We start from the raw sequence: 12,108 nt of genomic DNA, 5'->3' as shown, positions 1-12,108 counted from the left end.
CGCCGAAGGCGGCGGCGCTCCCCGCCGGTCCTATCAGCAGCCCACCGGTGGTCAGGGCGGCGGCCAGGGCGGTCAGGGTGGACAGGGCGGCCAGCGCCGTCAGGCCCCGCAGGGCGACCCCTACGGTGGCATGGACGACGACCTCGGCCCGGCCTTCCCCTCCGAAGCCAGCGGCATGGACGACGTGCCGTTCTAGGCGCGCCGGTATCTGGCCCGCAGCATCGAGTTTCCGGGGCCGCCGCAAGGCGGCCCCTTCGCATTTCCTTCCCCGGCGGCTCCCTGGAACCTCCGGGGTTTTTCGTCCAATAGCCAGGAATGACATGAAATACCCACGCAGCGCGCACATGCGTGCGCGCCGTGCGCGAGAACGTGCTTTCCAAACGCAAGGCCTCGTTTCTGTCGGTATAAGCGGTGATGAAAACTTTTTGAATATAAATGCTTAAATGTAATAATTAATTACCTTGTCGCAGTTCATCCCCCGATTTTCGTGACGGTTAGACCTAACTGCTGCATATCTCCGCCTCACACCAGAGCAGGTATGCGCTAACACTCTGAAAACATGTGATTGATTGGATGGGCAAAAACGGAGAGGTGTGAGGAGACGTTCTTTGTAACAGTGTGTTGCGTTGTGGTGTGAGGGGGGCTCACACCGCACACACCGGGCGGAAAGTAGGGGATGTCGGGCACATCCTATGGCGGCAGCCCTTCTGAAGTCGCGCTCGCTACTGGTGGTGCTTGCAACTCATCGTAGCGTCTTCGGCATGCCATTGTTCCACGCGGTTTCTGCCGTTGTTCTTGGCCTTGTACAGGGCGCAGTCGGCCTTGCTTATCACGTCATCAAGCGGGGTGGTGCTGCCGTCGCAACTGGCGCTGACTGGGGCAATGCCGATGCTGATGGTCATGGTGAATGTGTGGCCATCGTGGGTGATGGGCGTTCTTTCCACGTCGGCCCGGATTCGTTCGGCAAGCACCAGGGCCTGATCGGTAGGGGTGTGCGAAGCGATGACCGTGAATTCCTCTCCCCCCAAGCGAGCGGCGAAGTCCGCCTTGCGGATGTTGCGCATGATGATGGCACTGGCCGTCTGCAAGGCCACATCGCCCGTGGGGTGCCCGTAAGCGTCGTTGATGCGTTTGAAGTGGTCCAGGTCGAGGACAAGGCAGGAACACTGGGTTCCGCTGCGTTTGCACATTTCGATGATGCGTGCGCCTTCCTTTTGCAGGCTGCGTCGGTTGCCAAGGCCGGTGAGCGGGTCCGTGGAGGTGTAGACCTCCAGTTCTTCCACGTAACGGCTCAACCTTTGGGACATCTTGCAGAAGTTGTCGTACAGCGTGGCGATTTCCACGGGAGTCCTGTTGGTGTCGATGAGGATGCACTCGGCGTCGTACTGCCCCTCGAGCATTCTTGTCGAAAGAGCGGAGATGGTCTTTACCGGCTCGACAACACCGGATGAGAACCGTCGGATGTAGGGCAGCAGAGCAACCATGGTGCCAAGTGACGCAATGGCGAGCACCAGCAGCATTCTTTCCATGCCGTCAAGAATTTCGGCAACGGGCTTTTCCATGACCACAAGCCATTCGCCGTCCTTGGCTGGCATGCTGGCGCCGATGACACGGGCGTTGTCGGAGTTTTTGTAAATCTGCGGGGTGCCCGTATCGCCATCGGGGGGCGGGATGATCTTTGCGGAACCTGATTCCATGTCCGCCAGTGGGGTGTGGGTTTGTGCGTCCAGCAAAATGGGGCGCCACGAACCGCTGCTGTGGGAAAGGGAGAACGTCTGGAGAATGGTGTTGATGTTGATTGCGCCCGTCAGAACACCGGAGAAAGCGCCCTTCTCGTCCTGCACGGGGTGCGCAACGATAATGATGTATTCTCCGGAAAGTCTGCTCTTGAGGAGAGATGTGGTTGTTGCAAGGCCTTTGCGCGCCCGTGCGAAGTATTCACGGTCGGCAACGTTTCCTCGTTGAGTTTCTGGGATGCTTGTTCGGACATTTCCTGCCGTGTCGAAAAGCACAAGGCTCCTGAAATCCTCGTGGGACTTCAGGAAGGCTTTGAAAAAATCGCTGGTGAACTTGGGGTCTTCCAGTAGTGCAGATGGGGTGGCGGCGACATGCTCGATGTCTCCAGCGCGATGTTCAAGCCATGTATTGATGGAATATTTTGTGTAGCTTGTTTCAGTATATATGTCGTGGTATGCGTTTGTGATATTTGCTTGTCGCACTATGGTGTAGAAGGCAATGCATGCCGCAAGTAGCGGTAGGGTCAGCAGGATCACCGTATAGGCACGCAGTTTGCCTTCTATCGTAGAAAAGATGAGCATGCGGATATCCTTTGTGCTCCATCAGGTTGTTTGCGGTCTTTGACGACTGTACGTTTCTCGCCAAGGCAATGCAAACATGAACTCGAATCTAATAGTTTGGCTATATCGAGCGCCCGCGTCTCGTGCCGGACTTTCGTCCGGATGTCATTCGCTCTTGGCTTATGGTGCATGTTCTCTTGCAGTGGGAGGATTATGTCCACGGTAGCTGTACTGTGTCGATATTTTTAAAAAATAATGGTATAATTCAAGTTCATTGGCTATAAAGTGTGAAGCCATGTGGATCACAATCCTCTCTGGGACTGTGGCTTGGCAGCATCAGTACCCCGCTTGTCAGGCCGCCGTTGCAGTCAGGTTCCGCAGCGCCTCTTCGAGGTGGATGCCTGGCTGCAGGCGGCCCACTCCCGTGTGGGAGCGGGCCGCATCAGGCGCGGTCACGTTACCCAACTTTCCGGGCTGACGTTGTTTGTCCTGGCTTGCTTTGAATGAATTTTCTGCTGCTTTCCCTGCCCCCAAACCTCGGCAGCGGGGAAGAAGGAGCGGCCATGTGTGTGCGGTGGGGCTTGCGGGGGATTTCCCTTCCGTGGCTCATCAGGCAGAGGCACCGCATGCGCATGGGGTGACCCACTCCGGAATCCGGTGTGGGCCGCAGTCGTTCTACCCCGGTCTTTTCTGTGCCGGACCCCTTCAGTTCAATCAGACCATGAGCGAGCAGCCAGCGCACAGAGCGCGGGTGCTCGCCTTTTTATGGTATGCGCGCCAACGTTGTGGATGCGTTCAGAAATAGGAGTGTGCGCACTCGTGAAGGCTGGCAGGATGTGTGTTGCAATATGGCAAAAGCACATGAATTTATCATTTATGTTAAAAAAATATTGTGCGCCGTTCCAAGATTTTTGTTGCCATGACGCGGAAAAGTGACATATGTACGTTCTGTGAACAAAAGTACCGGGCAGGCCGCGCGCCATGACGAAAGCCGGTGTTTCGCACCGCTTTCGGACCAGCAACAGGGAACGCGCGCAGGATCTGCGGTACCACCTTCCGCCGCCGTGCGCGGCAGGAGACGCAGATGATGCACGACCCCATGGAACGCGCGCTGCTCAGCCGTATCGCATGGGCCTATTACGTCGAGGGCATGACCCAGTCCGACGTGGCCGACTGGCTGGGTATCAGCCGGGTGCGAGTCAACCGGCTGCTTCAGGTCTGCCGCGATGAAGGCTACGTGCAGATTCTGGTCAACGCCGACCGGGCCGTCTGTTACGAGCTTGAGCGTAGCATGGAGGCCGCCTTCGGCCTGCGCCGCGCCGTTGTCATACCCGCCCCGCCTTCGCAGAAATCGCTCAACCGCAATCTTGGCCACGCCGCCGCCCAGTACCTTTCCGGGGTGCTGCGCGATGGTTCTTCGCTGGGCCTCGGCTGGGGCACCACCGTTGCCGCCGCCGCCACCGCCGTGCCGCGCAAGCCCGCTCAGGGGCTTACCGTGGTTTCGCTGTACGGCGGCCTGCCCTATAGCGTGGTGATAAACCCCTATGAAATCGTGGCCACTTTCGCGCGGCGCCTGTCCGCCTCGCAGACCTACTACATTGCCGCGCCCATGTTCGCCCCCAGCCCGGAATCGTGCCGCCTGCTGAAGTCGCAGGAACTGTTCCGCTCCGTGTACGCACGGGCGGTGCGGGTGGACGTGGCGCTCATCGGCATAGGCCAGCTTGCCACCGACGCCACCAACGTGGTGCTCGGCGCCATAACCCAGGATGATGTGCGCTCGTTGCAGCGCACCACGGCCGTCGGCGAGGTGTTCGGCACCTTCGTCGACGCTTCGGGCGTGCCCGTCGAACACCCCATGAACGCCTGCTTCATGGGGCCCAGCCTCGACGAGGTGCGCTCCATACCGATGACCATCGCCGCCGCGGGCGGCGAGAACAAGACTGCGATCATAAGGGCGGCGCTTACCGGCGGCTTCGTCAACGTGCTGGTCACGGACGAGGGCACCGCGGTGCGCCTGCTCGATCGGGAACATGGAGGAGATGCATGAACAGGTCAGGGTTGCTGGAACGACTGAAGTCCGGCCGCGAATTCGATCTTCTGGTGATCGGCGGCGGGGCTACCGGTTGCGGCGTGGCCGTGGATGCGGCAACGCGCGGGCTGGACGTCGCGCTGGTCGATCGGGCCGATTTCGCGCAGGGCACCAGCAGCCGCAGCACCAAACTGGTGCACGGCGGGGTGCGCTACCTGGAAAAGGCGGTGCTGCAATGCGACCGCGAACAGTTCGGCCTGGTGCGGGAAGGCCTGCGCGAACGCGGCTTTCTGCTGGCCAACGCCCCCCATCTGGCCCACGCGGTGCGCCTGCTGACGCCCGTGCCCAGCTGGAAGGACGCGGGCTACATGTTCGCGGGGCTTACCCTGTACGATCTGCTGGCCGGGCGCCTTGGCCTTGGCCACAGCAGGTTCGTGGGCAAGCGGGCGGCGGAACGCATGTTCCCCACCCTGCGCATGGGCGACTACAAGGCCGCCGTCACCTACTGGGACGGCCAGTTCAACGACGCGCGCATGGCCGTGGCCCTGGCGCGCACCGCCAACGCCCACGGCGCCACCTGCTGCAACCACGTGGAAGTCACCCACCTGATCAAGGAGGGCGGGCGGCTGCGCGGCGCGGAACTGCGCGACATGCTGACCGGCGAAACGTGGACCCTGCGCGCCAGGGGCATCATCAACGCCACCGGTCCCATGGCCGACACCGTGCGCCGCATGGACGACCCCGGCGCGGATGAAATCCTCAAGGTCAGCTCGGGCATCCACATCGTGCTCGAGGCGGGCTTCACCCCGCCGGACCTGTCGCTGATGATTCCCAAGACCGAAGACGGCCGCGTGCTGTTCATGATACCGTGGCAGAATCACGTGGTCTTCGGCACCACCGACGAGCACGCCAACCCCGAGCACGACCCCGTGCCCGACGTGGCCGACATCGACTACCTGCTGCGCTACGCCAGCAAGTACCTGTCGCGGCCCGTCACGCGCGGAGACGTGCGCGCGGTGTGGAGCGGGCTGCGGCCGCTGGTGTTCGCGCCCGGCAAGGGCAGCACCCAGGAACTGGCCCGCACCCACGTCATCGAGGTCTCGCCCGCCGGGCTGCTGACCATCGCGGGCGGCAAATGGACCAGCTACCGCATGATGGCGCAGGATACCGTGGACCGCGCCGACGTGGCCTTCGGCCTGAACCTGACGCGGCCCTGCGTGACCCGCCACCTGAAGGTTGTCGGCGCGCGCGGGTTCATCCCCGGCGGCCACACCGAAATCGCGCGCGAATACGGCGTGCCGGTGGAACTGGCCAAGGCGCTGCACGGTACCTACGGCGACGAGACGGGGCAGGTGCTGACCATCGCCCGTGACGAGAACCTGGGCGACCGCGTACACCCCGACCACCCGCACATCATGGCAGAGGTTGCCTTCATCGTGCGCAACGAACTGGCCATGCGCCTGGTGGACGTGCTGGTGCGCCGCCTGCCCATGGGCCTGCTGGACGTGGAGCACACGCTTCAGGCCGCGCCGGGCGTTGCCCGGATCATGGCCGCCGAACTCGGCTGGGATGCAGCCCGGACCGACGCGGAACTGCAATACCTCGAAACGTATCTTTCGGGGTGGCGCGCGCCCAGGGATTAAGGTTTGCCACGCGGGGCGGGGGAAGGGATGAACCCTGCCCGCCCCGCGCTTCGGTTGATGCGTGCGGCGTACGGGTCGCCACGGGACAGTCACCGTGCCATGCCAGGCGGAATTTCCGGGCGGTTGCCCGGAACATGGCGCGAGGGGCCCGCCCCGCCGCGCAAGCGAGATTTGAACCGTCAACGGATTCACCGGGTTGGTGCAGACCCGGCGTGTCGCAAGGAGGGACGCAACTCCCAGGCGCCTAACCCGCCAGACATCCTCGACATCGGACTTCACGGATGGACGAGGCGGGATGCGCACCCGCAAGGGTGCCGATCACCGCGCGGAGAACGCAGGGTGCTCCGCGTATCCAAGAGAGGGTGTACCATCAGGAGGATTCTATGAAGGAACTTTCGCTGGGACGGGAAATGGTGTCCGAATTCATGGGCACCATGGTCCTGATCATCTTCGGTGCCGGCAACGTGGCCATGACCGTGCTTTTCGGCAAGGGCCTGAACATTACCTGGGACAACATCACCTTCGGGTGGGGTCTCGCCGTGCTGCTGGGCATCATGGCCGGCCTGCCCTCGGGCGCGCACATCAACCCCGCCGTCACCGTGGCGCTGGCGGCCACCGGTCGCTTCCCCTGGAAGAAGGTGCTGCCGTACTCCGTCGCGCAGGTGGCGGGCGGTTTTGCCGGGGCGGCCATCGTGTTCATCGACTTCCACGCCAAGTGGGTCGGCGTCGATCCGCAACTGGCCAGCACAGCAGGCATCTTCTGCACCTTCCCGGCCATCACCACCTCCTACCTGCCGGGCTTCATCGACCAGATCATCGGTACCGCGGTGCTGATGTTCGGCATCCTCGCCATCGGCGACTTCGCGGGCAAGAACAACATCGGCTGGATCGGCGGCATCCTGGTGGCGCTGCTGGTGGTGGCCATCGGCATGAGCCTTGGCGCCATGCACGGGTACGCCATCAACCCCGCGCGCGACTTTGGTCCGCGCTTCTTCGCCCTGGTGGCGGGCTTTACCCAGCCCAACCTGATGGAACCCGGCATCGTGCTGGTGCCCATCGTCGGCCCGCTCATCGGCGGCCCGCTTGGCGCATTCATCTACGATTGGACCACGGGCGCAGTGCACAAGGCCCAGTCCGCCTAATGGTGATGCAAGCCGCCTTTTTTGCGCATGCCAGACAGTTGCCTTGCAGGCGGACAAAAAAACCGGTTTGCATTCGTTGAAGGTGTTCCCGGCGGGCGGCCGGGACGCATTCCCGCCGCCCGTGCAGCAATCCCCCAACCCAGGGAGTAGCACGACATGACCAAGTACGTTCTCGCACTTGACCAGGGCACCACCAGCTCTCGCGCCATCCTCTTCTCGCGCGAAGGCGACATCATCCAGATTTCCCAGAAGGAATTCACCCAGATATACCCGCAGCCGGGCTGGGTGGAGCATAACGCCAACGAGATCTTCGACACCGAATCGTGGGTCATGCGCGACTGCCTGAAGCAGGCGGGCATTGACGGTTCTCAGGTGGTGGCCGCGGGCATCACCAACCAGCGCGAAACCACGGTGGTCTGGGACAAGGCCAGCGGCGCGCCGGTGTACAACGCCATCGTGTGGCAGGACCGCCGCACGGCGGGCTTCTGCGACGAACTGAAGGCGCGCGGCCTTGCCGATACCTTCCGTCAGAAGACCGGCCTTGTGCTGGACGCCTACTTCTCCGGCACCAAGGTGCGCTGGATTCTCGAAAACGTGCCCGGCGCCCGCGCCAAGGCCGAAAAGGGCGAGCTGCTGTTCGGCACCATCGACACCTGGCTCATCTGGAACCTGACCAAGGGCAAGGTGCACGCCACCGACGAATCCAACGCCAGCCGCACCCTGATGTTCAACATCAACACCGGCCAGTGGGACGACGAACTGCTGGGCATTCTGGGCGTGCCGCGCTCCATGCTGCCCACGGTGACCCGCTCGTCCGAAGTGGTGGGCGAGATCCATCCGGAGTTCCTGGGCAAGGCCATTCCCATCGCCGGCAACGCGGGCGACCAGCAGGCCGCCACCTACGGCAACGCCTGCCTGAAGCCCGGCATGGCCAAGAACACCTACGGCACCGGTTGCTTCATGCTCATGAACACCGGCAAGGAAGTGCACGCCAGCAAGAACAACCTGCTGACCACCATGGCCTGGGCCACGCCTTCGGGCCGGTACTTCGCCCTTGAAGGCAGTGTGTTCATCGCCGGTGCGGTGGTGCAGTGGCTGCGCGACGGCCTGGGCATCATCAAGGACGCCCCCGAGGTGGAACAGCTGGCCCTGAGCGTGCCGGACAACGGCGGCGTGTACCTGGTGCCCGCCTTCGCGGGCCTTGGCGCGCCGCATTGGGACCAGTACGCGCGCGGTACCATGGTGGGCATCACCCGTGGCTCCACCAAGGCCCACATCGCCCGCGCGGCGCTGGAATCCATCGCCCTGCAAACCCTGGACATCATGGATTGCATGCAGAAGGACGCGGGCATCAAGCTGGCGGCCCTGCGCGCCGACGGCGGCGCCACCCGCAACAACCTGCTGATGCAGTTCCAGGCCGACGTGCTGGGCGTGCCGGTGGAACGGCCCAAGGTGACGGAAACCACGGCGCTGGGCGCGGCCTACCTGGCCGGTCTGGCCGTGGGTTTCTGGAAGAGCGAAGAGGAAATCGAGGCCATGTGGCAGCTCGATCGCCGCTTCGAACCCAACATGTCCGCCGAAACCCGCGAAAAGCTGGTGTACGACTGGCAGCGGGCGGTTGAACGGGCCAAGGCCTGGGCGCAGGAATAGGGACCGTTTCTAAATTGTCTTTTCGCCCGCTGGGGGACCGACCCGAAGGGCGCAAAGCGTGCCCGTTAAGCGAGCTTGCGAGCTTTACGGGCATCGAGCGCAAAGAGGTCAAACGTCGCCTGCCATGGCTTTGCTGTCCTTATCCGTAAGACTCGCGCTACGCGCTCGCCTAACGGCTAAGGCTCGGTCGAATACGATAAGAGCGCGCTGCGGTCCTCATCCGTAAGGCTCGCAAGCTCGCCTAACGGCTGAGGCACTCCCTTATGGCAGGCTAGTTTTCCTCGCCAACGAACGAAAATCCTGCTTTAGAAACAGCCCTGAAGACAAAGCCGCATAGGCGCCAACGTATGAACGACGCCGGGAAGGGCAACCTTCCCGGCGTTTTCGGTTTGCTGACAACGTTGTTTGGGGATGCCTCCGGCCCCGTATCCCAGTCCGGGCGGCGCGGTCATTCCCGCGCCGCATGGCTGAAGAATTCCCCCGGCGTGCGGCCCATCATCTGACGGAAGGCGGCGATGAAAGCCGAGGTGGAGTCGTAGCCCATCTCCAGCGCCACGGCGGTGACCCCGCGTCCGCGCTCCAGTTCCGGCAGGGCGGCCAGCATGCGCGCCCGCTGGCGCCATTCGCGCAGCGAAAGGCCCGTCTCGGCCCGGAACAGCCGGGTCAGGGTGCGATCGCTCATGCCTGCCCGCGCGGCCAGGCGCGGCAGGGAATGGTCTTCGCCGGGGGCGTCCAGCATGGCCTCGCACAGGGCGGCCAGCCGGGCGTCGGCGGGCAGCGGCAAGGACAGTCCGGCCTCGGGCAGGGCCACCAGTTCGTCCAGCAGCACACCCACCAGCCGCCCCTGCGCACCGTGCTCGTCATAATCCTTGGGCAATTTGGTGAAGGCCAGCACCAGTTCGCGGGCCAGCGACGTCACCTCCACCACCCGGCAGCGGTCGGGCGCGGTGCCCCACAGCGGGGCCAGCGTGGCGGGGGTAATGTACAGACTGCGTTGCTCAGCCGGGCCGCTGGTCATCACCTCGTGCGGCAGTCCCGCCGGTATCCAGATGGCCCGTTGCGGCGGGGCCATGTGGCTGCCCTGGCGGGTACGTATTTCCAGTACGCCGCGCACGGCATAGCTGAACTGCACCCAGTCGTGGCTGTGCGGATGGGTCCACGACCCGGCGGACAGCGATTCCGCCCTGGCGAACACCGGTCGGGGCAGCGCGGCAAGGTCGGGTATGGCGCGGGGGATGGTCATGCGGTGGGCCTTCGTCAATCCATGGCGGGAGCATTGCGTATCCGTAAGGGCAGAAGACCATGGGGCCAGCGGGGTGGGGCGGGTAACCCGCTGTTTGGCGTATTCTCGATATATCTTGTCTCCGTATCGATAGCAGGAAGGCGCGCGGGTGGCTAGATGTCTGGTGCGGGCGGCGCAAGAGGCGCCCACCGCCCCCCAGACCTCATGGAGAGACGACCATGTTTGCGAAGTACGCACGACGAATGGCCAAGGACTGGTTTCTGGCCGGCATGCTGGGCGCCGTGGCCCTGGCCACGCTGCTGCCCGACCTTGGGGCCAGCGGCGGCACCCTGCACGCCGACATGCTGGGCAATGCGGGTATCTTCCTGATCTTTTTCTTCCACGGTGCAGGCATTTCGCCCGAAAGCATGCGCCACGGCATGTCCCGCTGGAAGCTGCACACCATGGTGCAACTGACCACCTTCGTGGTGTTTCCGCTGCTGTGGTTCGGCTTCCGTTTCGCCTTCGACGGCCTGGTCCCGGCGGACCTGATGCTGGGCTTCCTGTACCTGTGCGCGTTGCCGTCCACCATATCCTCGTCGGTGGCCATGACTGCCATCGCCCACGGCAACGTGCCGGGGGCCATCTTCAACGCCACCCTGTCCAGTCTGCTGGGTATCTTCCTGACGCCGGTGATCATCGCCCTGGCAGCCGGTGCGCAGGGTGGGGCGCTGTCGCTGACCGACGCCATGATCAACATCGCCGGGCTGCTGTTCCTGCCCTTCGTGCTGGGGCAGCTGGCCCGCCCGTGGCTGGGCGTCTTCATGGCCCGCCACAAGAAGAAGGTGAATACCTTCGACAAGGTGGCCATCCTGATCCTGGTGTACAACTCGTTTTGTGATTCCGTGCGGGGCGGTCTGTGGCGCGACCACGGCATGGACCTGCTGGCCCTTACCATCGGCGGCGCGGCCCTCATCCTGCTGGTGGTGCTGGTGCTGAACACCGTGGTGGCCCGCGCGCTGGGTTTCGACAAGCCCGACGAGATCGCCGCCGTGTTCTGCGGTTCCAAGAAGACCCTGGCCTCCGGCGTGCCCATGGCCCGGTTGCTGTTCGGCGCGCACCCGGCGCTGGGGGTCATCGTGCTGCCCATCATGTTCTACCATCAGTTGCAGTTGTTCGTGTGCTCCATCATGGCCGAACGCTACGCCCGTACCATGCTGCAGCTGGAACGGGAGGGGCGCGACGCTGCGGCGGCTCAGGCGGAAATGCGTGAACCCGCTGCCCCCGCCGCAATGGAAGCCGCCAGCCGGTAGCAGGCGTTCGTTCACAGATACTTGCCGGGGCCGTCAGGCCTCGGCACGGGGCGGGCTAGGGGAGAACCGCGCGCAGCATCCTCGCGCGGCGTAGTCCGCCCCAACTTCACCGGTTTCGACAGCCGGTAGCCATCGGCCCGGCGATTTCTCCGCATCGGGAGGCCGATGTTCCCTGCCTTCTCCCTCTGCCTCATCCCCTTGCAGCCCCTCCGTGTGCCCGCACGCGGAGGGGCTTGCGTTTCCGCGCCGTCTGCCGCACAGGAGGGACATGCGCCCCCGTACCGCCATATCCGATAGCTCGCTCCGCCCCCCGAAGGGGGGTATTGCCCCGAAGGAAGAGATAGCCTGGATGGCCGCCTCGCGCCTGTCTGGGCTGGAGCTGCTGCGGGCGCGCTACACGCGGCAGGTGTTCGCCCGGCACTTTCACGAGGGGTACGCGCTGGGCGTCATCGAAGGCGGGGCCCTGCGTTTCCGCTACCTGGGGCGGGACCACGTGGCCGCGCCCGGCGCGGTGAACCTGGTGGCCCCCGGAGAGACGCACGACGGGCACGGCGTTGGTGACGCCGGCTGGGCCTACCGGATGTTCTACCTTGCCCCGGGCCTCGTGCGCATGGCCGGGGAAGAGGCGGGACTGCCGCACGGCGCGTTGCCGGATTTCGCCAGCGGCGTGCTGGCGGATCCGGAACTGGCGGCGGCCATCGACGCCCTGCACCGCGACATGGAGCGCGCGGGGCCGTGCATGCCCACCCTGGCGCAGGAGACGCGCCTTTCCGCCGTGCTTGCCCGCTGGATAACCCGCCATGCGGCCCCGC

General features: G+C 64.1%; 8 protein-coding genes and 1 pseudogene. 7 read left to right on the top strand and 2 right to left on the bottom strand.

Annotated features, from left to right (window positions below):
• Positions 1–196: pseudogene (locus FVW27_RS19450) on the top strand (single-stranded DNA-binding protein); the annotation flags it as partial.
• 526 nt (positions 197–722) lie between these two features.
• On the opposite strand, the gene FVW27_RS19445 reads toward FVW27_RS19450, so the two are convergent.
• Positions 723–2,318, bottom strand: coding sequence for a sensor domain-containing diguanylate cyclase (locus FVW27_RS19445; RefSeq protein WP_167128489.1), 1,596 nt, complete (start codon positions 2,316–2,318; stop codon positions 723–725).
• 1,063 nt (positions 2,319–3,381) lie between these two features.
• On the opposite strand from FVW27_RS19445, the gene FVW27_RS19435 reads away from it, so the two are divergent.
• The 4 genes from FVW27_RS19435 (at position 3,382) to glpK (ending at position 8,761) form a co-directional block, all read left to right on the top strand.
• Positions 3,382–4,344: a sugar-binding transcriptional regulator gene (locus FVW27_RS19435; protein WP_167128486.1), complete on the top strand. Its 963-nt coding sequence runs from the start codon at positions 3,382–3,384 to the stop codon at positions 4,342–4,344.
• On the top strand, positions 4,341–5,969 hold the full coding sequence (locus FVW27_RS19430; protein ID WP_167128483.1) for a glycerol-3-phosphate dehydrogenase/oxidase: 1,629 nt from the start codon (positions 4,341–4,343) through the stop codon (positions 5,967–5,969). Before FVW27_RS19435 ends, FVW27_RS19430 begins: the two co-directional genes overlap by 4 nt.
• A gap of 383 nt (positions 5,970–6,352) precedes the next feature.
• Positions 6,353–7,111, top strand: coding sequence for an MIP/aquaporin family protein (locus tag FVW27_RS19425; RefSeq protein ID WP_167128480.1), 759 nt, complete (start codon positions 6,353–6,355; stop codon positions 7,109–7,111).
• A gap of 156 nt (positions 7,112–7,267) precedes the next feature.
• Positions 7,268–8,761 carry a glycerol kinase GlpK gene (glpK, locus tag FVW27_RS19420; RefSeq protein WP_167128477.1) on the top strand — a complete coding sequence of 498 codons (1,494 nt, stop codon included), beginning with the start codon at positions 7,268–7,270 and terminating at the stop codon, positions 8,759–8,761.
• Positions 8,762–9,209: 448 nt separating this feature from the next.
• On the opposite strand, the gene FVW27_RS19415 is transcribed toward glpK, so the two are convergent.
• Positions 9,210–10,004: an AraC family transcriptional regulator gene (locus FVW27_RS19415; protein ID WP_167128473.1), complete on the bottom strand. Its 795-nt coding sequence runs from the start codon at positions 10,002–10,004 to the stop codon at positions 9,210–9,212.
• A 218-nt stretch (positions 10,005–10,222) separates the two neighbouring features.
• On the opposite strand from FVW27_RS19415, the gene FVW27_RS19410 reads away from it, so the two are divergent.
• A complete protein-coding gene (locus FVW27_RS19410) occupies positions 10,223–11,296 on the top strand; it encodes a bile acid:sodium symporter family protein (RefSeq protein ID WP_167128470.1) in 1,074 nt (357 codons plus the stop codon).
• A 268-nt stretch (positions 11,297–11,564) separates the two neighbouring features.
• Positions 11,565–12,108, top strand: a 544-nt coding sequence (locus FVW27_RS19405; RefSeq protein ID WP_208294894.1) for an AraC family ligand binding domain-containing protein, incomplete at its 3' end; no start/stop codon positions are given.

This window comes from Nitratidesulfovibrio liaohensis (genome assembly GCF_011682075.1).
Lineage (GTDB): Bacteria > Desulfobacterota > Desulfovibrionia > Desulfovibrionales > Desulfovibrionaceae > Cupidesulfovibrio > Cupidesulfovibrio liaohensis.
Note: the sequence above shows the minus strand (reverse complement) of the source record. Positions and strands in the feature narration are given on the sequence as shown.

Bases quoted from the DNA above. Each gene is read 5' to 3' on its own strand.
- FVW27_RS19435 (WP_167128486.1), top strand. From the start codon at position 3,382: ATGATGCACGACCCCATGGAACGCGCGCTGCTCAGCCGTATCGCATGG.
- glpK (WP_167128477.1), top strand. From the start codon at position 7,268: ATGACCAAGTACGTTCTCGCACTTGACCAGGGCACCACCAGCTCTCGC.
- FVW27_RS19415 (WP_167128473.1), bottom strand. From the start codon at position 10,004: ATGACCATCCCCCGCGCCATACCCGACCTTGCCGCGCTGCCCCGACCG.
- FVW27_RS19430 (WP_167128483.1), top strand. From the start codon at position 4,341: ATGAACAGGTCAGGGTTGCTGGAACGACTGAAGTCCGGCCGCGAATTC.
- FVW27_RS19425 (WP_167128480.1), top strand. From the start codon at position 6,353: ATGAAGGAACTTTCGCTGGGACGGGAAATGGTGTCCGAATTCATGGGC.
- FVW27_RS19445 (WP_167128489.1), bottom strand. From the start codon at position 2,318: ATGCTCATCTTTTCTACGATAGAAGGCAAACTGCGTGCCTATACGGTG.
- FVW27_RS19410 (WP_167128470.1), top strand. From the start codon at position 10,223: ATGTTTGCGAAGTACGCACGACGAATGGCCAAGGACTGGTTTCTGGCC.